Origin of the sequence: Klebsiella sp. CN_Kp113 (assembly GCF_040064585.1) — a bacterium.
In the GTDB taxonomy this organism is placed as follows: domain Bacteria; phylum Pseudomonadota; class Gammaproteobacteria; order Enterobacterales; family Enterobacteriaceae; genus Klebsiella; species Klebsiella michiganensis.
Map to the genome: position 1 here is coordinate 51,455 of NZ_JBEAID010000032.1, position 21,226 is coordinate 72,680.

General features: G+C 54.3%; 18 protein-coding genes. 8 read left to right on the forward strand and 10 right to left on the reverse strand.

Annotation, left to right across the window (positions count from 1 at the left end):
- Positions 1 to 459: 459 nt before the first annotated feature.
- On the forward strand, positions 460 to 741 hold the full coding sequence (locus ABLV30_RS20945) for a YjcB family protein (RefSeq protein ID WP_004097808.1): 282 nt from the start codon (positions 460 to 462) through the stop codon (positions 739 to 741).
- Positions 742 to 897: 156 nt separating this feature from the next.
- On the opposite strand, the gene iraM is transcribed toward ABLV30_RS20945, so the two are convergent.
- Both iraM and bamA read right to left on the reverse strand, forming a co-directional pair.
- Positions 898 to 1,287, reverse strand: coding sequence for an anti-adapter protein IraM (iraM, locus tag ABLV30_RS20950; RefSeq protein WP_004097807.1), 390 nt, complete (start codon positions 1,285 to 1,287; stop codon positions 898 to 900).
- Between the two features lie 319 nt (positions 1,288 to 1,606).
- Entirely contained in the window at positions 1,607 to 4,030 is a 2,424-nt protein-coding gene (gene bamA / locus ABLV30_RS20955) for an outer membrane protein assembly factor BamA (RefSeq protein ID WP_102803509.1), read from the reverse strand.
- Positions 4,031 to 4,475: 445 nt separating this feature from the next.
- Between bamA and ABLV30_RS20960 the strand changes: the two genes are divergently transcribed.
- Positions 4,476 to 4,826 (forward strand): AraC family transcriptional regulator, encoded by a 351-nt coding sequence (locus tag ABLV30_RS20960; protein WP_025107696.1) that lies wholly within the window; start codon positions 4,476 to 4,478, stop codon positions 4,824 to 4,826.
- 269 nt (positions 4,827 to 5,095) lie between these two features.
- Here ABLV30_RS20960 and ABLV30_RS20965 read toward each other — a convergent pair whose 3' ends face one another.
- Positions 5,096 to 7,357 (reverse strand): TonB-dependent siderophore receptor, encoded by a 2,262-nt coding sequence (locus ABLV30_RS20965; RefSeq protein WP_265800785.1) that lies wholly within the window; start codon positions 7,355 to 7,357, stop codon positions 5,096 to 5,098.
- A gap of 595 nt (positions 7,358 to 7,952) precedes the next feature.
- Between ABLV30_RS20965 and ABLV30_RS20970 the strand changes: the two genes are divergently transcribed.
- A complete protein-coding gene (locus tag ABLV30_RS20970; protein ID WP_202019343.1) occupies positions 7,953 to 9,566 on the forward strand; it encodes a lytic transglycosylase F in 1,614 nt (537 codons plus the stop codon).
- Between the two features lie 86 nt (positions 9,567 to 9,652).
- Here the strand turns inward: ABLV30_RS20970 and ssb1 are convergent, their stop codons facing one another.
- The gene (gene ssb1, locus ABLV30_RS20975) at positions 9,653 to 10,180 is read right to left on the reverse strand and encodes a single-stranded DNA-binding protein SSB1 (protein WP_004097799.1); all 528 of its coding nucleotides are present in this window, start codon (positions 10,178 to 10,180) and stop codon (positions 9,653 to 9,655) included.
- Between the two features lie 246 nt (positions 10,181 to 10,426).
- On the opposite strand from ssb1, the gene uvrA reads away from it, so the two are divergent.
- From uvrA to ABLV30_RS20990, 3 genes are all read left to right on the forward strand, one after another.
- Positions 10,427 to 13,252 carry an excinuclease ABC subunit UvrA gene (gene uvrA, locus ABLV30_RS20980; RefSeq protein ID WP_004097797.1) on the forward strand — a complete coding sequence of 942 codons (2,826 nt, stop codon included), beginning with the start codon at positions 10,427 to 10,429 and terminating at the stop codon, positions 13,250 to 13,252.
- A gap of 132 nt (positions 13,253 to 13,384) precedes the next feature.
- Positions 13,385 to 13,795 (forward strand): hypothetical protein, encoded by a 411-nt coding sequence (locus tag ABLV30_RS20985; RefSeq protein ID WP_014837137.1) that lies wholly within the window; start codon positions 13,385 to 13,387, stop codon positions 13,793 to 13,795.
- A 2-nt stretch (positions 13,796 to 13,797) separates the two neighbouring features.
- Positions 13,798 to 14,115: a hypothetical protein gene (locus ABLV30_RS20990; protein WP_004097794.1), complete on the forward strand. Its 318-nt coding sequence runs from the start codon at positions 13,798 to 13,800 to the stop codon at positions 14,113 to 14,115.
- Between the two features lie 2 nt (positions 14,116 to 14,117).
- Here the strand turns inward: ABLV30_RS20990 and ABLV30_RS20995 are convergent, their stop codons facing one another.
- Positions 14,118 to 14,471, reverse strand: coding sequence for an MmcQ/YjbR family DNA-binding protein (locus tag ABLV30_RS20995; protein ID WP_004097793.1), 354 nt, complete (start codon positions 14,469 to 14,471; stop codon positions 14,118 to 14,120).
- A gap of 2 nt (positions 14,472 to 14,473) precedes the next feature.
- Complete coding sequence (locus tag ABLV30_RS21000; protein ID WP_048262067.1) at positions 14,474 to 14,890, reverse strand: secondary thiamine-phosphate synthase enzyme YjbQ; 417 nt, start codon at positions 14,888 to 14,890, stop codon at positions 14,474 to 14,476.
- On the opposite strand from ABLV30_RS21000, the gene ABLV30_RS21005 reads away from it, so the two are divergent.
- Positions 14,882 to 15,019 (forward strand): hypothetical protein, encoded by a 138-nt coding sequence (locus ABLV30_RS21005; RefSeq protein ID WP_157214916.1) that lies wholly within the window; start codon positions 14,882 to 14,884, stop codon positions 15,017 to 15,019. The genes ABLV30_RS21000 and ABLV30_RS21005 overlap by 9 nt on opposite strands.
- A gap of 13 nt (positions 15,020 to 15,032) precedes the next feature.
- Here ABLV30_RS21005 and aphA read toward each other — a convergent pair whose 3' ends face one another.
- The 4 genes from aphA to dnaB all read right to left on the reverse strand — a co-directional run bounded on the left by aphA (position 15,033) and on the right by dnaB (position 20,013).
- Entirely contained in the window at positions 15,033 to 15,746 is a 714-nt protein-coding gene (aphA, locus tag ABLV30_RS21010; RefSeq protein WP_004097791.1) for an acid phosphatase AphA, read from the reverse strand.
- Positions 15,747 to 15,940: 194 nt separating this feature from the next.
- Positions 15,941 to 17,134 carry an aromatic amino acid transaminase gene (gene tyrB / locus ABLV30_RS21015; protein WP_014837136.1) on the reverse strand — a complete coding sequence of 398 codons (1,194 nt, stop codon included), beginning with the start codon at positions 17,132 to 17,134 and terminating at the stop codon, positions 15,941 to 15,943.
- A 238-nt stretch (positions 17,135 to 17,372) separates the two neighbouring features.
- Positions 17,373 to 18,452 (reverse strand): alanine racemase, encoded by a 1,080-nt coding sequence (alr, locus tag ABLV30_RS21020; protein ID WP_265800781.1) that lies wholly within the window; start codon positions 18,450 to 18,452, stop codon positions 17,373 to 17,375.
- A 145-nt stretch (positions 18,453 to 18,597) separates the two neighbouring features.
- On the reverse strand, positions 18,598 to 20,013 hold the full coding sequence (gene dnaB, locus ABLV30_RS21025; protein WP_004097788.1) for a replicative DNA helicase: 1,416 nt from the start codon (positions 20,011 to 20,013) through the stop codon (positions 18,598 to 18,600).
- 61 nt (positions 20,014 to 20,074) lie between these two features.
- Between dnaB and ABLV30_RS21030 the strand changes: the two genes are divergently transcribed.
- Positions 20,075 to 21,058 carry a quinone oxidoreductase gene (locus ABLV30_RS21030; RefSeq protein ID WP_014227544.1) on the forward strand — a complete coding sequence of 328 codons (984 nt, stop codon included), beginning with the start codon at positions 20,075 to 20,077 and terminating at the stop codon, positions 21,056 to 21,058.
- The last annotated feature ends 168 nt before the right edge of the window (positions 21,059 to 21,226 follow it).

Below are 21,226 nucleotides of genomic sequence, written 5' to 3' on the forward strand. Positions count from 1 at the left end.
CAGCAACCCACGCTTTGACGTAAAAACCTCATGACGATGAATTATGAATAATACTGGCTTATAGGACCACTGGAGAAACATTCTCAACATAATGAGATTAGCCCCACTATGTCATTCGGTTTATCCGTATAATTAGCCAGAATAAGTAATAAAATCCGCAGAACATAAACCTTATTAAAAAACCAAAACCGCCGATAATCCCTTATAATCAGCCTTCACATTGCAAGAAAGCCCCGCGCCCTCCTTATTAACCCTGCTATTTACATGGCTAATAAGCGCAAGAAAACACCATTTTTGGCTGGTGAATAAAAGAACAAGTGTGATATAGTTCACATTAGCTGATGAAACAAAAACGTTGTTTCATTACGATCTTGTTTGCCTGAAGATAGCCAGAGCGCCGTTCCATCGTCAGTCTCATCCGGTTGTCAAAGGCTCCCAAATTTCGTTGAGGATAGGTTGATGGCTTCCATTACTACCAGTGTCGTGCTTTTGCGCTGGCCACTCGTGAGCGCAGTGCTGATGTTTCTGGCCAGCTCGTTGAACATTCAGCTACGTAAAAGCGATTATGCCGGTTTAGCGGTGATTTGTAGCTGTATGGGCCTGGCCGCAGCCTGCTGGTTCGCCACCGGTCTGTTAGGCATTACGCTGCTGGACGTGGCGAAAATCTGGGGCAATATCAAGGACGTGATGATTGAAGTCATGAGCCAGACTCCGCCAGAATGGCCGATGATGATGACCTGATATCGGCCCACCTTATCCGGGCGCCGATGTCGCTGACCGGACCACCAGACGGCGGTGAACCGGTTGCCCGGACAGGTGCACAGCACCGCCACCCGCGATTTCCCCCTCTGCGACAGCCTAAACCCATCACCGATATACACCGCAGCGATGACACCATTATGGTCTGGTTATAACGCTTCCGCTGGCCGACGGACGACTGCCCAATAGCCCGCGTGGAAAGTTGTTCGGGCAGCGTTTTATTGCGCAGTGCGCCTGGTAAGAACAGGCGTTTGCCGTCGTGGCGGTAGATTGATACGGACAAGAAGGCCGCTCCCGCAGTTTCTCCCACTGGGCTTCATCGTATCGCGTGATGTTATAAACCTTTACCGCATGATATTGCTCGTTAATTAACACGCTGGACGAGTAGAGCTTCATCGACTCTCCCGGCAGTAATAAAATGTCGGCTTCATACCAAAGAATAAACTTTAAAAACCGCAGGCTGGAAATCGAAGAAAAAGCCACGCCGGAATACGGGCAGACAAGCGTATTATGAATAGTCCATTTCATTTTTTATCCTTGCTGGCATTGCTGATAAATGACTCTATATAGTGATAGCATCCATGATAGCTAACCGCAAGGTTATCGATTAATAATGTGATATCAGACAATACTCAATACCACCCGTACTCAATAAGGCTTACCTTAAATATAGCATTCTAATAATGAATGGTTAACCATAATAGCCAGAAGCGCGCCCCGCAGGAATATACATAAATAAGAATATACTGACAATTAATTACAGGCTACCCACAGCGGTAGCCTGCGGTACTATTTTTAGCATTTACCACAAAGAACCGAGCTCTCCTTCAAATAATAAGCAGCAGGATTACCAGGTTTTACCAATATTAAACTGGAACTGCTCGGCTTTATCACCATCGTATTTTTTAAAGGGTTCGGCCCAGGAGAACACCAGCGGGCCCAGTGGCGACATCCACTGCACCGCAATCCCGGCAGACATCCGGATATGTGACGGATCGCCATAGTCCGGGATCCCGGCCGCCAGCGTCTGGCCGGTATTTTGCCAGGAGGTGCTCCATACCGTACCGGCGTCGAGGAATAGCGACGTTCGCAGGCTGTCGGCATATTTGTCATTCACAAACGGCGTCGGCACAATAAACTCGCTGTTCAGCACCGCCATCGCGTTACCGCCAACCGCATCGGATGATGAGTCCAGCGGACAGGTGCTGTAGCTGCTTTCAGAACCATTACAACGATAATAAGCCGCTTTTGGGCCAATCGTATTCGACGAAAAACCGCGAACCGACGACGATCCGCCGGCATAAAAGTTATCGTAAAACGGCACCGATTTGCCGTTCAGCCCATCGGCATAGCCCGCGCGCAGGTGCTCCATCCATACCCAGCTTTTGCTCTCGGCCAGCGGCATATATTGGGTGGTATCGAAAGTCACTTTGTAATAGCTGTTATCCGAACCGGGTACGGTGACCTTGGCGGTCAGGCTGCTTTTATTCCCAGCCCGCGGGAAAAAACCGCGATCGAGGTTGTTATAGCTCCAGCCAACGCTGGCAAAATAGTCATTGGCGCTATAGGTCGCACCGCTGTCGCCGTCTTTGGTGACGACGTCAGGATAGATGCCACGTGAGTTAAGATAGCTCCAGGTGGTGAGCTCCGGCTCCATATTGGTCAGGCGGTTATGGACATAGTCCAGGCCAAGGTTGAGGGCGTTATTCTCGCTAATCGGGAATCCCAGCGTACTGCCAACGCCGTAGCTTTGCTGGTTGTAGCTTCCGGAATCGGCATCCGAGGCGTCGTAGCTGTTGTAGAAAATTTTGCCGCCGAGGCTGACGCCATCCACGGTGAAGTAAGGGTTCGTCGCTCCCAGCTCAATATAGGACTGGTAGCTGTTGCGCGTGCCGTTGAAGCTGACGCTATTGCCGGTCCCCAGCCAGTTATCCTGAGTGACGCCGAGCTGGTAGCTCACGCCGCTGTCGGTACCAAAGCCCAGACCAACGTTAAAGGAGCCGGTATTGCGCTCCTTCACCTTATAGACCACGTCCACCTGATCCTGGCTACCGCTTACCGGAACGATCTGCTTGTCGACGGTTTCAAAAAATCCGGTACGATCCAGCCGCGTTTTCCCCTGCTCGACTTTCTCGTCATTCAGCCACGCGCCTTCCATCTGGCGCATTTCGCGACGCAGCACCGCATCGCGGGAAGTATCGTTACCCTCAAAGCGAATCTGACGAACCGAATAACGGCGTCCGGCATTGACGTTAATATGCAAAACGACGTTTTTTTTCGTCTCATCAATATCCGGCGCGGTATTAACCTGCGGCCAGGCATAGCCGTATTTTCCCAGCAGCGTCTTAATGCTGTTCTCAGCCGCCGTGATTTCCGCGCCGCTGTACCATTTCCCCGCTAAAGGCTTCACCAGCGCTTCAATTTCCTGGTTATGCTGCGCCATATCGCCGGTCACGACCGTACTGGCCACGTTATAACGATCGCCTTCGGTAAGATTGATCGTGATATACAGCGATTTTTTATCCGGAGTAATACTGACCTGACTGGAGTTAATGGTAAAACGCGCGTAGCCGCGATCGAGATAATAGCTACGGATGGTCTCAAGATCCGCCGCCATTTTTTGCTTTTGGTATTTCTTATCGCCAATCACGTTCCACCACGGAACGCTGTCGCGAAGCTGCAGCTGGTCCAGCAATGTTTCTGCGCTAAAGGCCTGGTTGCCAATAATATTAATTTGCGCAATTTTTGCCGATACCCCCTCCTGAAAGACAAAGGTTAAATCAACGCGATTACGCGGTAGCGGCGTGACGACAGCATGGACCTGAGCGCTATATTTCCCGACGCTGTAATAGAAATCCTGGAGCCCCTTTTCTATTTCCGTGAGCGCATTGCGATCCAGCGCGCCGCCTTCTTCAATACCGCTGGCGGCCAGATTCTCTTTGAGAGCATCATCCTTAACGGATTTATTCCCGGAAAAGCTGATTTTAGCGATGGTTGGCCGCTCTGTGACCTGCACCACCAGCGTGCTGCCATCGCGCAGGATCTGCACGTTCTCAAAGTTGCCGCTGGCGTACAGGGCGCGGACCGAATCACTGATATCCTCGTTAGAAACCTCTTCTCCCGTATGAACAGGCATGCTCAGTAGCGCAGCGCCAACGGTAACGCGCTGTAGCCCTTCGAAACGAATGTCATCTACCGTATAGGCGGTTGATGCGTAAAGCGTTAAAGGGGAAATCAATAGACCGGCGATGAGACTCGTTTTTTTTAGCATGGAGGTGTCGTCTAAAAGATATTTGGCAATAGCAGATACCTGCTGGGAATAATGCAGTTCATTGCGCCAGACAGATTCTGACGCCGTTTTAAATAACCTGAACGAGGCGCAGAATTGCACGCAATTATGACGAGAAAATGGAGAAAAAATGGATATATGAGAATGGTGAAAAAATTATTTTCTAATGGAACTTTCCTTCTCCCACCCAGTCAGATAAGCATTTCCTGACAACATTAAAATTCAACATCTTTTGTTTTTTAATTAAAAAAACAAAAAGCCCCCTTTCTCATTGATTGAAAGGGGGAAAAAGATCTTGTTAGGAATGATGCTCTCTGGGATAAACCAGGAACAGCCACAAACTAACCTATAACCCCGTAGATAAAATGAAGAGACAGTGAATAAATTATGCAGCCAGATTGCCATTATAATGAAATGAGTAGATATCATGCCACGAAATGAAATTCAGCGTTCAGTGCTTAGCGAGCTGGTGCAATGGATAAAAAACAATCTTGAAAAGAAGCTCACCATGCGGGCGCTGAGCCTCTTTTCCGGCTATTCTGAATGGCATCTTTTTCGCCTGTTTCGTCACTATTTTAATATGTCGCCAATGGCCTATATTCGCCAACAGCGGATGCAATTAGCCCTTGATTTATTAAAGGTTAAACCGGCTTTTCGCATCGTTGATATTTGTATTATGGCGGGCTATGAAGATATCAGCGCCTTTAACCGTACCTTTAAAAGATACTATGCGATTACGCCTGGCCAGTTTCGCAAAATCCTGTGTATCTCCGGATAGGGGATCCCCCTCCTCCGCATTGCTGCGGTTGGGAATGGAAGGGGGAAGAGGAACACAACGTTAGAATGGAAATGGCAGGATGCCACCGTTAATCGTTTCCGGGATCAAGCAGACCCGATCAACAGGAAACAGTGTAAGCTGCTAAGTTGAGTTAATTGTGTAGAAGCCGTGGAGATTTTGTCATCATTTATATCTCCGGCCTTTTTCCCCGACATAAAAAATAAAAAGCCGGAATAGTTCACTATCCCGGCGGGTGTTTGAGTAGATAATCAGAAGTGCGTATTCACGCTGACATAAAACGTCCGACCCGATTCATTATAGGTCTCCGCGCCCGCGCCATACAGATAGGCGCCGGTCGTCGAATTCCCCGTGGTCTGCGCGTTACCGGCGCGGTAGTGGCGAATATCGAACAGGTTATCCACGCCGCTGGTCAGGCTCAGGTTTTTATTCACATCCCAGGTCGCGCTGAGCCCGACGATGCTGTACGGGCTCACTTCATTCAGCTCGCTGCCGGATACCGCCTCGCCCTTATAGTTGAAGCGCTTAGGTTTTTGCCGACCATACCAGGTGAAAGTACTCTGTAGCGAAAGATCGTCGCGTACCTGCCAGCTGACGGTCGAATTAAGGGTGAACTGCGGGATCACCGACAGGCGATCGCCGGTGGTCTTGTTCTTACTCTGCAGCATCCACGTCAGGTTGTTGCTCCAGTTGACCGTTTCGCTTACCGGCAGGTTTAATGAGCCTTCCAGCCCTTCAACCAGCGCCTTCGGTACGTTTTCCCATTGATAAATATTGGTCGTGCCGTTGCTGGCCGTTCCCACCGCCGAGTAGCCCGATTCAATCTTGTTATGATAGTCGTTACGGAACCAGGTCAGCCCCGCCTGATAGCCGTTGTGCTTATACTCAAGGCCAATCTCTTTATTAACGCTGGTTTCCGCCTTCAGATCGCTGTTCCCCATCAGGTAACAGGCTGAGCTGCTGGCATAGCAGCCCTGGCCGTTGCTGTAGAGAATATAGTTCGGGTTGAGCTGATAAAGGTTTGGCGCTTTATAGGCGCGGGCGATGCCCAGCTTCAGCGTCCAGTCATCCGACAGCCCCTGCGAGAGGTTCAGCGATGGGCTCCAGTTATTGCCAACGATGCTGTGATGGTCGAAGCGCAGAGCCGGCGTCAGCATAGTGCTCTCGGTCAGCGCGATATTATCTTCGGTAAACAGCGAGAAAATCTCGGCGCTGGAATAGGGGCTACGCCCGGTTGCCGAGATACCGTCAATGGAGCCATAAGAGAGCGACTGGGTGGTCGATACGCCATCTTTCATCCGCTGCTGGTTCCACTCGGTACCCAGCGTCAGATTCTGCTCGAATCCCAGGGTAAACGGAATATTCACCTCGCTGTGCAGCAGCACATCCGACAGGTCGATATCGGAGAATTCGCTGCTGGAGAAGATCCCCTCCGTTCCCCCCGCCAGACCCTCGTTCATACGCGAGTTACGGGTGTGCTCATACTGCGCGTAAGTATTGCTGGTCACGCCGTTATCCCAGCCGCCGGTCCACGTGACGCCATAAGTCTGACGATAGAGGCGGTTGGTCTCTTTACCGTACATACTTTTCACCAGCGTGCTGGTATTGGTATTCTGGGTATCGCCTGCATACAGGTTGCCCTGGCGGCTGTAGCCGGTTTCAAACTCCAGCGCCTGCATCGGCGCAAATTCCCAGCGCAGCTTACCGTGGATATCTTTATTCACTACGCCTTCGCGTCCAGCCGGATACGATCCCGCATAGCTACCGGTTCGCGCCGCTTCGTGACCGGAATTAATATCCTGGGCATCGGCCTGCGTTTTGCTCAGATTTCCCCATAAATTAAAGCTGACCTCATCCGATAGCGGGCCATTGAGGCTGAAGTTTGTCCGCTTCGTCGCGCCCTCTTTACGGTGCTGAGGTACGTTCATATAGGTATTCCATGATCCATGCCATTCGCTGGTGGCCGGTTTGGTGACGATATTTACCACCCCGCCCATCGCGCCATTACCGTAGCGGGCCGCCGCAGGGCCGCGAATCACGTCGATATGGTCGATCATTTCCGCCGGTACCCAGCTGGTATCACCTCGCGTATCTCGATCGCCGCGCCAGCCATAGCGCACGGAATTACGGCTGGTCACCGGTTTACCATCCACCAGAATCAGGGTGTTCTCCGGCCCCATGCCGCGAATATCGACCTGACGGTTATTACCGCGCTGGCCGCTGGTGGAGTTGCCGGTGAGGTTGACGCCGGGCTGGGTACGAATCAGCTCAGAGACATCGCGCGCGGGCGGATGTTTACGGATCTCCTCAGCGGTGATGGTCGATACGCCGGGCGCTTGCAGCGTCTGCGCCGCCGCGGTGACCACCATGGTTTCGTCATCATTTGCCGTAGCCGTTTCTGATTTCTTCGTATCGTCTGGCGTGTTGCTGTCAGCGGCCTGCGCCGGCAGCATCCCTCCCCAGATGGCCATCGGGATCAGCACGGCCAGCGAGTAGTGTGAATCGTATTTCATGGAATATGCCCTGTTTTTCTTTTTAGCCGTCGGGGCACGCCTTCTTCATCCGCCAGATAAACACCGGCCATGTCTTCCATGCCTGGCGTAACATCTCTTTTTTTGGCGTAGTCAGGCCCTCCCGTTTAAATAGGGATAGCAATAAATAATGAGCGACCAAAATAGATTTATTACTCTGGCAAAAATGAAGAAATAAACGCACCGCGCTATTCTTTGATAGCATTCGCCGAACAGCAGTAATAGGAGTATTGTGCCACACAACGTTATTAGAAATGAGATTTATTATCAAGTGGATAATTATGCATCACAGCAATAATTTTAAATAATTCAATAAAAACAAAAAGATGAAATAATTACTTACGTTTACTCCTTATTTGCACTTTAAATAATCAAAATATATCCACACTAAAAAAACACAATCTGAGCATATTCTCTCCATAATTACCGATATTTATTTCTTTATTATTTCACTATAAATACTGAGCCTGTTAATTAATAAAATAGCTGATTAACCGACCGACATTCTCGATCGCCGGGCATGCTAACGGCCAGAAATTGACTAAAATAAGGAAATCCTCCTGCGGAGCACCGCGCCATGAATACGTCGTCGTTCTATCGATACCTTGTCGGCGGACTTGCATGCCTTGCCGCCCTGCTATGCTTCACATCCGTTTACGCCGCCACAGAGAATAAACTGTCAGAGCCCGAGGAGCGCGAGGCCCTGGAAGTCAACGTTGACGATATGCTGCAGCCATGGAAGGGAGATTTACCGGGTATGCTCGACCGGCGAACCATTCGCGTATTAACCACCTTCAGCAAAACCTTTTTCTTTATTAACAAAGGGACGCAGCGCGGCGCCACTCACGATATTTTTATGGAGTTTGAGCGAAGCCTCAATCAAAGCCTGACGAAGGAGAAAAAGCTCAAACATCGTCATCTTAAGGTCCGTATCATCTTTGTTCCGGTTGCCCGCGACCAGCTCATCAGCGCGCTTAACGCTGGTAAGGGGGATATTATCGCCGCCAACCTGACGATTACCCCCGCTCGCCAGCAGGAGATGACCTTTACCGCGCCAATCTACTCTCACGTTCAGGAGCTGCTTCTTTCCGGCCCCGGCTCGCCCAAAGTGGAAAATCTGCAGCAGCTTTCCGGTAAAACGGTCTTTGTGCGTACCTCATCGAGCTATTACGAGAGCCTGGTCGCGCTCAACGCGCGCTTTGCCCAGCAATCGCTGCCCCCCATCACCATCGAACCGGCGCCCGAAGCGCTGGAGGATGAAGATCTGATAGAGATGCTTAACGCGGGCCTGATTCCATTGACCGTCGTCGACCGCCACAAGGCTCTGTTCTGGAAACAGGTTTTCCCCAACATTCAGGTTCATCAGAACATCATTCTGCGCAAGGAAGGCAATATCGGCTGGGCGGTACGCAACAATAGCCCGCAGCTGCTGGCCTTGCTTAATGAATTCATCAACAAGAATCGTCAGGGCAGCAAGCTGGGTAATACGATTCTGCTGCGCTACCTGAAGGATGCCAGGTACGTTAAAAACGCGGCGGCGCAAAAAGAGCGGCGTAAATTTCTGACCATGGTGGAGATCTTCCGCAAATATGGCGATCGCTACGATGTTGACTGGCTGCTGATGGCCGCGCAGGGCTATCAGGAGTCGCGGCTAAATCAGTCGGTGCGTAGCCACGTCGGCGCAATTGGCGTTATGCAGGTAATGCCGAGCACCGGCAAGGAGCTGAAGGTCGGCGATATTAAGCAGCTCGACCCCAACATTCATGCCGGGGTGAAATATATGCGCTGGATGATAGACCGCTACTATGGCGATGAACCGATGACCCAGCTTGATAAGGCGCTGTTCTCATTCGCTTCTTATAACGCGGGCCCCGCGCGCATCGCCCGGCTGCGGGCGGATACCAAAAAGCGCGGTTTTGATCCGAACGTCTGGTTTGGCAACGTGGAGTATCTGGCCGCCGAGAAGATCGGCTCCGAGACCGTAAGCTATGTCAGCAATATCTATAAGTATTACATCGCTTACCGGCTGATCGTGGATGAAATAGCGCGTAAACAGCAGGCGACGACGGCCTCCAAAAATCAGGTCGTGCCGACAGTGGGGATGCCTGCCGCACCTGCCACACCTGCCACGCCTGCCGCACCTGCCGCACCTGCCGCACCTGCCGCACCTGCCGCACCTGCCACGCAGTGAAATAGCGCAGATGGCCTGGGTGACAAAATAGAAAAAGCCCCGAACAGGGGCTTTTTCAGAGATGACTTTACGACGCTAACGCTTCGTTAGAACGGAATATCGTCATCAAAGTCCATCGGCGGCTCATTGGAAGGGGCAGCTGGCGCCTGCTGCTGCGGACGAGACTGCGCGCCGCCGCTGAACTGGTTTCCGCCCTGCGGCTGCTGAGGCTGGCCCCAACCGCCCTGCTGCTGACCACCGCCTGCCGGGGCGCCCGCGCCCTGCTGACGACCGCCGAGCATTTGCATCGTGCCGCCAACGTTAACGACAACCTCGGTGGTGTATTTTTCCTGACCGGATTGGTCAGTCCATTTACGGGTACGCAGCTGGCCTTCAATATAGACCTGAGAACCTTTACGCAGATACTCGCCGGCCACTTCCGCCAGTTTGCCGAACAGCACAACGCGGTGCCATTCGGTCTGCTCTTTCATCTCACCGGTCGCTTTATCACGCCAGGATTCGGAAGTAGCCAGCGTAATGTTGGCAACTGCGCCACCACTCGGCATGTAGCGTACTTCCGGGTCCTGGCCCAGATTACCGACGAGAATCACCTTGTTTACGCCTCTGCTGGCCATGTTTGTGTCTCCTGAATGCGTTTCTTAATAGTGTAAACGCGCGAGTGTACCATTTCCAGGTACTATGTTGATAGCTGGGAAGTAGGTTCCAGATAACTCTCGCGGTGCGACATTTTTACACATCCCACCGGAAAATGCATTCCAATACTGTATATTCAAACAGGTTAAATTGTGTCATAATTAGCCGTTTCTGCCGTTTGTCCTTCTAACAAACCAGGCAATCCGCGTATCTACCGGGAAAGGTGAATGGATAAGATCGAAGTTCGGGGCGCCCGCACCCACAATCTCAAAAATATCAACCTCGTCATCCCGCGCGACAAACTCATTGTCGTCACCGGGCTTTCGGGTTCAGGCAAATCCTCACTGGCTTTCGACACGTTGTATGCCGAAGGGCAGCGTCGCTACGTTGAGTCGCTCTCCGCCTACGCGCGGCAGTTCCTGTCGCTGATGGAGAAGCCCGACGTCGACCATATTGAAGGGCTGTCGCCGGCGATTTCCATTGAACAGAAATCAACGTCCCACAACCCCCGTTCAACGGTAGGCACCATTACCGAAATTCACGACTACCTGCGTCTGCTGTACGCGCGCGTCGGCGAGCCGCGCTGCCCGGATCACGACGTCCCGCTGGCGGCGCAAACCGTGAGCCAGATGGTCGATAACGTGCTCTCCCAGCCAGAAGGCCAGCGCCTGATGCTGCTGGCGCCGATCATTAAAGAGCGCAAAGGCGAGCATAACAAAACGCTGGAAAACCTCGCCGGGCAGGGCTACATCCGCGCGAGGATCGACGGCGAGGTCTGCGATCTCTCCGATCCGCCGAAGCTGGAGCTGCAGAAGAAACACACCATTGAAGTGGTGATTGACCGCTTTAAGGTGCGCGACGATCTCAGCACGCGCCTGGCCGAGTCTTTTGAAACCGCGCTGGAGCTGTCGGGCGGCACCGCCATCGTCGCCAATATGGACGATCCGAAAGCCGAAGAGCTGCTGTTTTCCGCCAACTTCGCCTGCCCGATTTGCGGCTACAGCATGCGCGAACTGGAACCGCGCCTGTTCTCCTTCAACAACCCGGCTGGCGCTTGCCCGACCTGCGATGGTCTCGGCGTCCAGCAGTATTTCGATCCGGAACGCGTCATTCAGAACCCAGAGCTGTCGCTGGCTGGCGGGGCGATTCGCGGCTGGGATCGGCGCAATTTTTACTACTTCCAGATGCTGAAGTCGCTGGCGGAACATTATGAATTCGATGTGGAAGCGCCCTGGGGCACGCTGAATAGCAGCGTACAAAAAGTGGTTCTGTACGGCTCAGGCAAAGAGAATATTGAATTCAAATATATGAACGATCGCGGCGATACCTCGGTGCGCCGCCATCCGTTCGAAGGCGTGCTGCACAATATGGAGCGCCGTTATAAAGAGACGGAATCCAGCGCAGTACGTGAAGAGTTAGCGAAATTCATCAGCAACCGTCCCTGCACCAGCTGTGAAGGGACCCGCCTGAAGCGCGAAGCGCGGCACGTGTTTGTGGAGAATACCCCGCTGCCGACCATCTCGGATATGAGCATCGGCCACGCGATGGACTTCTTCAACAACCTGAAGCTCTCCGGCCAGCGTGCGCAAATTGCTGAAAAAGTACTGAAAGAGATTGGCGATCGCCTGAAATTCCTCGTCAACGTCGGTCTGAACTACCTGACGCTCTCCCGTTCGGCGGAAACCCTCTCCGGCGGCGAAGCGCAGCGTATCCGCCTCGCCAGCCAGATCGGCGCAGGCCTGGTCGGCGTCATGTACGTACTGGATGAGCCCTCTATCGGCCTGCACCAGCGCGATAACGAACGCCTGCTGGGCACGCTGATCCACCTGCGAAACCTCGGCAACACCGTGATTGTCGTTGAGCACGATGAAGACGCCATTCGCGCCGCCGACCACGTTATCGATATCGGCCCGGGGGCTGGGGTACACGGCGGTCAGGTCGTGGCTGAAGGCAAGCTGGAAGATATTATGGCGGTGCCGGAATCGCTGACCGGCCAGTTCATGAGCGGCAAGCGTAAAATCGAAGTACCGAAACAGCGCGTACCCGCCAATCCGGAGAAAGTGCTGAAGCTGTCCGGCGCGCGCGGCAACAACCTGAAAGACGTGACGCTGACGCTGCCGGTGGGCCTCTTCACCTGTATCACCGGCGTTTCCGGGTCGGGTAAATCCACGCTGATCAACGACACGCTGTTCCCGATTGCCCAGCGTCAGCTCAACGGCGCCACCATCGCGGAACCGGCACCTTACCGCGACGTGCAGGGGCTGGAACATTTCGACAAAGTGATCGATATCGACCAGAGCCCCATCGGCCGTACGCCGCGTTCTAACCCCGCAACCTACACCGGCGTCTTTACGCCGGTCCGTGAACTGTTTGCCGGCGTACCTGAATCACGTTCGCGTGGCTACACGCCCGGTCGCTTCAGTTTTAACGTACGCGGCGGCCGCTGTGAAGCCTGCCAGGGTGATGGCGTGATCAAAGTCGAGATGCACTTCCTGCCGGATATCTACGTACCGTGCGACCAGTGCAAAGGCAAACGCTATAACCGCGAAACGCTGGAGATTAAGTACAAAGGCAAAACGATTCATGAAGTGCTGGATATGACCATTGAAGAAGCGCGTGAGTTCTTCGATGCGGTTCCGGCGCTGGCGCGTAAGCTGCAAACGCTGATGGACGTCGGTCTGACCTATATTCGCCTTGGTCAGTCGGCTACCACGCTTTCCGGCGGCGAGGCCCAGCGCGTCAAGCTGGCGCGCGAGCTGTCCAAACGCGGTACCGGGCAAACGCTGTATATCCTTGATGAACCGACCACCGGTCTGCACTTTGCCGATATTCAGCAGCTGCTGGAGGTTCTGCACCAGCTGCGCGACCAGGGGAATACCATCGTGGTGATTGAGCACAACCTGGATGTCATCAAGACGGCTGACTGGATCGTTGACCTTGGGCCGGAAGGCGGAAGCGGCGGCGGAGAGATTCTCGTTTCCGGTACGCCGGAAACGGTCGCCGAGTGCGAGGCCTCCTATACGGCTCGCTTCCTCAAGCCCATGCTGAAGTAATCTCATCTGCCTCTTCCCGTCCCGGGAAGAGGCCTCATTTCCTCTCATTTTCTCCCGCTGATATTTTGTGATTTGCGGCCGGACGGCATCTGTCATCAGATAGCACCACCGCCATAAATTGCAGGATGCATCATGTACTTAAAGCACGGACTTTATCGATTTACGCTCGTCGCGGCGTTATTCGCGCTGACCGCCTGCAGCTGGATAGACGGCTACAGCAGCACGGCTCATCAGCAGCTGCTGATGCTGGAACAGCTTCATCTGCAGTTCATCAGCGACGCGGCGGCAGCGCCACTCGACCAACGCTTGCTCAGTTACGAGGATCGCCAGATTCGCCCGCTATTCAGCCTGGCGTTAAGCGATAGCGATGCGCTACGGCAGAGTAATCTTCACGTGCTGGAGAAAAATTATCAGCGGCTGTACCGGCGCGTCGTCCCCCAGGAGAGAGCGCTGACGCCTTTCGAGGCCGGAATTCTGGCGCAACAGACGGAAAAACTTTACCAGCAGGCCATCAACGGCGAACAACAGCGTTCAGGGAGATAAGCATGTCCACCATAGAAGAGTTAAGCGCCCAGCTGGCCGGCGCCGGCGTGAATACGGCAGAGTGGTTGCAGCTTATGCACGCGATTGTAAATGATGAAGACAGCGACATTCGCGACGCCGGGATGCTCACGCTTCAGGCGTTACAGGAGAAAGCTCGCGGCTGGTTAAGTCAGGACGACCTCATTCTGCTCCTGCAAGGGCAGCGCGATATTGCCAGCATTCGCGCCAACAACGAACAGATCGCCATGCAGGCGCATCTGCAGTCCACGCTGCTTCGTCTGTTTGATGTGACCCTGCTGGCGCTGCTGGGCAGAATTTAGCGCTATGGCAACAGCTTACGCTTAGCCTCGGAAAGCGAATCAAGCGCCTGCTGGTAGGAAGCATCCACCAGATAATAAATTTGCGAATCAGGCAGGGAGCCGTCAAGAAACACCGTACTCCAGTGGGCTTTATTGAGATGTTTGCTGGGGCGAACATCGCGATGCTGCTGCCTCAACAGTTCCGCAAGCTCAGGGCTGGTCTTTAACGATACCGCTGGCCGGTTGTCCTCAACCTCTTTTACCATCGCAAACAGGACGTCCGCCGCTTTGATCTGCGTCGCTTTCCAGTCGCTATGTACGCTTTGTTCGGCGCCCGGCTTTGCCATGCAGTACTGCAATAAATCCGAAATTGTCATTTTTATTCCCCCATCAGCGTCGCGATGATATGGCGCGATCCGCCATGAATACGATGCTCCCCGAGCCAGATCCCCTGCCAGGTCCCCAGCCTGACGCTGCCATCCCGTACGGGCAGCATCAGCGATACGCCCAGCATCGACGACTTAATGTGCGAGGGCATGTCATCAGGACCTTCATAATCGTGTTCATACGGTGCGTTCTCCGGTACGGCGTGCAGAAAATGCTGCTCCATATCGAAGCGAACGGTCGGATCGCAGTTTTCGTTTAGCGTCAGGGAAGCAGATGTATGCTGGAGCAGCAAATGCAGCAGGCCAGTTTTCACCCGCGATATTTCGCGGATTTGCCCGAGAATTTCATCAGTGACCAGATGGAAGCCCCGTACTTTCGGGCCTAACGTCAGGGTTTGCTGATGCCACATAAACCACTCCTTTTACTAATGAACCTTCCTAAGTGTGCAGCAATAAGCGAAAAGGTAAAACCTTTGGCACGCTATTTTGCACAAAAAAACGGCAGCGTGCCGGCTGCCGTTTTAGCGATTGATGATTAAGCCGGCGGGCAGCTTAATATTCTGAATTCACAATGACCTCTTCACCCTGAGCGCCCGCCATCGGCAGCGGCTTATAGGAAGAGTTTGAGGCCCGCAAGATACGGATCCCACGAGCACCCACCTCGCGGGCAGCGGAGATATCGTTATCCGAATCGCCGTAGAAAACTTTGATCCCTTTCTCCTGCAGCCACTGCGTTTTGGTGTTCTGGCCAGGTTTATCGCCGGCAAAAATAACCGGGTTCATATTCGCCGCCGGGATGAGAAAATCATCCTGCAGGGTTTTTGATACCGTTTCGGTTTTGGTCTGGCTACGGCCGGTAACGAAATAGATGCTATCGCCGCGCTTTACGTGCATCGCAATCAGCTGGCGCGCCACCTCTTTCGGCATGCTGAATTCATCCCAGCCGTTGTTCATTTTTTCCCAGAACTCCGGATTTTTCAGGTAATCATCGCTGCCGGGGGAATAGGTTTTCTGCCCGCGCCAGAAGCCCGGGCTGGAGAACAGGACGGTATCATCAATATCAAAACCGACGGCCATCGGCTGGCGTCCCAGCAGGCTATTTTCAATCTGGGCGACGGAAACCCAATGGATCGGCGCCTGTTCGGCGAGTTTCGCCATATTGGTGCCCGTCCACAGCGGCTGCGGTGTGGAGGCGCGAGCAACGACGGAGCTATTTAGCGTGAACAGTAAGCAGACGGCCCCAAAGGCCAGGGTGATCTTGCGCATATTTTTCCCTAAATAATCGAATCGTTATAATTTTCAATAATGTGTACGCTTATTAATGCACCCAGACCTTACCCCCCGCGAAGGCGGATAGGAAGGTTTTTCTGCTCTGATGTCATATAAAAAGAGAATGATCACACTTCGGGAAGCGAATTGCCCGCGTCATGATTTGGCGCGGGCAAAAGGTCAGGAAGAACTTATATTACCGCAGCAAACGCCTGCGCTACGCGGCGCACGTTTCCTGCATTCAGCCCCGCGACGCACATGCGGCCGCTGGCAATCAGATAGACGCCAAACTCATCGCGCAGGCGGTCAACCTGGGCCGCGCTGAAACCGGTATAGCTAAACATGCCGCGCTGCTTGAGCAGATAGTCAAAATCACCGCCCGGAACCGTCTCTTTCAGCACATCAACCAGCTCCTGACGCATGGCCAGAATACGGGTGCGCATCCCTTCCACTTCCGCCAGCCATGAGGCTTTCAGCGCGCTGTCGCCCAACACCGCCGCAACCACCTGCGCGCCAAAGTTCGGCGGGCTGGAGTAGTTGCGACGTACGGTCGCTTTTAATTGCCCCAGTACGCGCCCCGCGGTTTCAGTATCTTCACAGACGATCGACAGCCCGCCAACGCGCTCACCGTACAGGGAGAAGATTTTCGAGAACGAGTTGCTGACCAGCATGGGCATCCCGGCGTTCGCTATGGCGCGGATAGCGTAGGCATCCTCTTCCATGCCGGCGCCAAAGCCCTGATAGGCAATGTCGAGGAAAGGAATCAAATTACGCGCTTTCAGCACCTCAACCACTTGATCCCACTGAGCGTTGGTAAGATCGGCTCCCGTTGGGTTATGGCAGCAGGGATGCAGCAGCACGATATCGCGTTCCGGTAGCGTATTGAGTTTTTCAAGGAAAGCCGCGAAACGCACGCCATTGGTTTTATCATCAAACCAAGGGTAAGTACTTACTTCGAATCCAGCCCCTTCAAATATAGCGATGTGGTTTTCCCACGTCGGGTCGCTGACCCATACGCGCGAGCCTGGGAAGTAGCGTTTCAGGAAGTCTGCGCCGACTTTCAGCGCTCCGGAGCCGCCCAGCGTCTGAATAGAGGCCACGCGATGCTGCGCCAGTACCGGATGATCGGCCCCGAACAGCAGCGACGCAATCGCGTGGCGATAGGTGTTCAGCCCTTCCATCGGTAAATAGATTGAGGCGCCGTGCGGCTGGGCGTTAAGACGTGCTTCCGCTTCGGCAACCGCCTTCAGCTGCGGAATGATGCCGTCTTCGTTGTAATAAAGACCGATGCTGAGATTTACTTTGTCACTACGCGGATCGTCTTTAAAACGCTCCATCAGGGAGAGAATGGGGTCGCCAGCGTAGGCGTCAACTTTCTGAAACACGCGATGTTTCTCCAGGTTTACATGGGCTCGTTATAACACAATAAACTGGATGTGAAAGAAGGTCGAGGGGATGTTGGCGGATAAAACAGAACGGGCTGGATTTGACGCAACAACGTGAACGCCCATCCCGGATGGCGGCTTAAACCGCCTTATCCGGGCTACCGGCCCGTAGCCGGTAGCGGCCCCGTAGCCCCGGTAAGGCGTCAGCCGCCACCGGGGGAAAGCGCGCTGGCTGACATTAATCCACGTACTTCATGGATACCCGTGAAGTCAGGCGCGTAATAAGTTCGTAAGCACTTACTTTTGTAATTTCGGCAATCCGCTCGACGGGGAGGCCTTCGCCCCACAGCACGACCGCGTCGCCAGCGTGGTCCTGTGCTTCAGGCCCGAGATCGACGCAAATCATATCCATCGCCACGCGTCCGACAATCGGCACTTCCCGGCCGTTAACCAGTACCGGCGTGCCGGACGGCGCGGCGCGCGGATAGCCGTCACCGTAGCCCATCGCCACAACGCCTAAACGCGTATCACGCTCGCTGACCCAGGTTCCGCCGTAGCCCACCGGCTCGCCGGCTTTATGCTCGCGGACCGCGATCAGGCTGGAGGTCAGAGACATCACCGGCTGGCAGCCAAAATCCGCGCCGGTGGATCCACCGTCGAGCGGTGATACGCCGTAGAGAATAATCCCCGGACGCGCCAAGTCGAAGTGCGACTGCGGCCATAGCAATATACCGCCGGATGCGGCGATTGAGCGCAGCCCCGGTTTCCCTTCCGTGAAGGTGGTAAAGATATCCAGCTGACGTTCGGTCGCGCCGCACTCAGGCTCATCCGCACGGGCAAAATGGCTCACGATATTGACCGGCTGGCGGACGTTTTTACACTGGCTCAGGCGCTGATAAAAGGCTTCGGCCTGTTCGGGCAGAACGCCTAATCGATGCATCCCGGTGTCCAGCTTCATCCATACGGTTACCGGCTCGGGTAAATCCGCTTCCTCCAGCGCAGCCAGCTGCTCCGGGCTGTGTACCGCCGTGTGCAGGCGCTGGGCGGAGATCACCGGCAGGTCGGCGGCCTCAAAGAATCCCTCCAGCAGCAGGATCGGCTGGGCGATACCGCCCGTGCGCAGGCGCAGGGCTTCTTCAAGACGGGCGACGCCAAAAGCATCGGCGTCCGGGAGCGTTCGCGCGGTCTCAAGAAGACCGTGTCCGTAGGCGTTCGCTTTCACCACCGCAACCAGTTTGCTGGCGGGCGCCAGTTCACGCAGACGTTGCAGGTTGTGTCGCAGAGCGCGGCGGTTAATGACTACAGTTGCCGCTTGCATTTGAATTCCTTAATAAAAGAATCTCCTAAATCCTTCGTGTTGCAGGAAGGCGACAAGCCTGAGAATCCCCGGGAGCTTAGTAAACTAAGTGACCGGGGTGAACAGGCGTAGTCAACGCACCTGCGGCATGAAGGATGACGGAGATTTATTCGTCGTCGTATTGTGGCCCAGCATAATTATCAAAACGCGACCACTGACCGTTAAACGTCAGGCGCACCGTCCCGATAGGGCCGTTACGCTGTTTACCAATAATAATTTCAGCGATGCCTTTTAAATCACTGTTTTCGTGATAAACCTCATCACGGTAGATAAACATGATTAAGTCGGCGTCCTGCTCGATGGAGCCGGACTCACGCAGGTCGGAGTTGACCGGGCGCTTATCCGCGCGCTGTTCCAGCGAGCGGTTAAGCTGCGACAGCGCCACCACCGGCACCTGTAGCTCCTTCGCCAGCGCCTTGAGCGAGCGGGAAATTTCGGCGATTTCCAGCGTACGGTTATCGGAGAGCGACGGCACGCGCATCAGCTGCAGGTAGTCGATCATAATAAGACCGATGCCGCCGTGCTCGCGGGCGATGCGCCGCGCGCGGGAGCGCACTTCGGTTGGCGTCAGGCCGGAGGAGTCATCAATATAGATGTTACGTTTTTCCAGCAGAATTCCCATGGTGCCGGAAATGCGCGCCCAGTCTTCATCATCCAGCTGGCCGGTACGAATGCGGGTCTGGTCAACGCGCGACAGCGAGGCCAGAGAACGCATCATAATCTGCTCCGAGGGCATCTCGAGACTGAAGATGAGTACCGGCTTATCCTGCAGCATCGCCGCGTTTTCCACGAGGTTCATCGCAAAAGTCGTCTTACCCATTGACGGACGCGCGGCGACAATAATCAGGTCCGACGGCTGAAGACCGGCGGTTTTTTTATTGAGATCGTCATAGCCGGTATTCACCCCGGTGACGCCGTCATGCGGCTGCTGGAAGAGCTGTTCAATACGCGCCACGGTAGCGTCGAGCACGTCGGCGATATTCTTCGGCCCCTCGTCTTTATTTGCGCGGCTTTCGGCAATTTTAAACACCCGGGATTCGGCGAGGTCGAGCAGATCTTCGCTGGTGCGGCCCTGGGGATCGAAACCGGCCTCGGCGATTTCATTCGCCACGGAGATCATTTCGCGTACCACCGCACGTTCGCGGACGATATCGGCATAAGCGCTGATGTTCGCCGCACTTGGCGTATTTTTCGATAATTCCGCCAGGTAGGCGAAGCCGCCGACGCTGTCCAGCTGCCCCTGACGCTCCAGCGATTCGGCGAGCGTAATCAGGTCAATCGGGCTGCCCGATTCCTGCAGGCGCGCCATTTCGGTGAAAATATGGCGATGCGGACGGGTATAAAAATCTTCCGAAACAACCCGCTCGGCAACATCGTCCCAGCGTTCGTTATCCAGCATTAAACCGCCCAACACCGACTGTTCCGCTTCAATCGAGTGCGGCGGGACCTTCAACCCATCGAGCTGATAATCACGCTCGCGGGGTTCAGTCTGTGGTTTGTTGAAGGGTTTATTTCCTGCCATAGTGAATGGAGTTACCGAGATAGTGAATGGGTCGAAAGATTACCACATTTCTGGAGGAAGCATGGCAACACGAATTGAATTTCACCAGCACGGAGGGCCTGATGTTCTGCAAGCGCTGGAGTTCACGCCGAAAGATCCCGCAGAGCACGAAATTCAGGTAGAGAATAAGGCCATCGGCATCAACTACATTGATACCTATATCCGCAGCGGCCTCTACCCGCCCCCGTCATTGCCGAGCGGTCTGGGTACCGAAGCCGCTGGCGTAGTAAGCAAAGTCGGCAGCGGCGTGAAACATATCAAAGCCGGCGATCGGGTGGTCTACGCGCAATCGGCGCTGGGAGCCTATAGCACCGTCCACAACGTGCCCGCGGATAAGGCCGCCATTTTGCCGGACGCGATCTCTTTCGAGCAGGCGGCGGCCTCATTCCTGAAAGGGCTCACGGTCTATTACCTGCTGCGGAAAACCTACGAGATCAAAGCGGGCGAGCCGTTCTTATTTCATGCGGCGGCCGGCGGCGTCGGGCTCATCGCCTGTCAGTGGGCCAAAGCGCTGGGCGCGAAGCTGATCGGTACCGTCGGCAGCGCGCAAAAAGCTGAACGCGCCAAACAGGCCGGCGCCTGGCAGATCATTAACTATCGCGAAGAGAATATCGTCGAGCGCCTGAAAGAGATCACCGACGGTAAGAAAGTCCACGTGGTTTATGATTCCGTCGGGAAAGATACCTGGGAAGCCTCCCTTGACTGCCTGCAGCGTCGGGGGCTGATGGTGAGCTTCGGCAACTCCTCCGGCCCGGTGACCGGCGTCAATCTCGGGATCCTCAATCAAAAAGGTTCGCTGTACGTCACCCGCCCTTCTCTGCAGGGCTATATCACCACGCGTGAAGAGCTGACGGAAGCCAGCAACGAGCTGTTTTCGCTGATCGCCAGCGGCGTGATAAAAGTGGATGTCGCGGAGAGCCAAAAATATGCGTTAACCGACGCCAGACGCGCACATGAGGTGCTGGAAAGCCGGGCGACGCAGGGTTCAAGTTTGCTCTTGCCGTAATGGCCGGAGCACTAAAGTTTAGGGCTTCCACATGGGAAGCCCTTACTTTTTTTGTTCGGCTGTATGTAGGGTACAGCACGATGAATTCGTTAACCCGCTAATAGTGACAGATTTAATAAGCAAAGCCTACGCTGTTTTATGCAAAAATCTTCAGGTTGTGACATACCG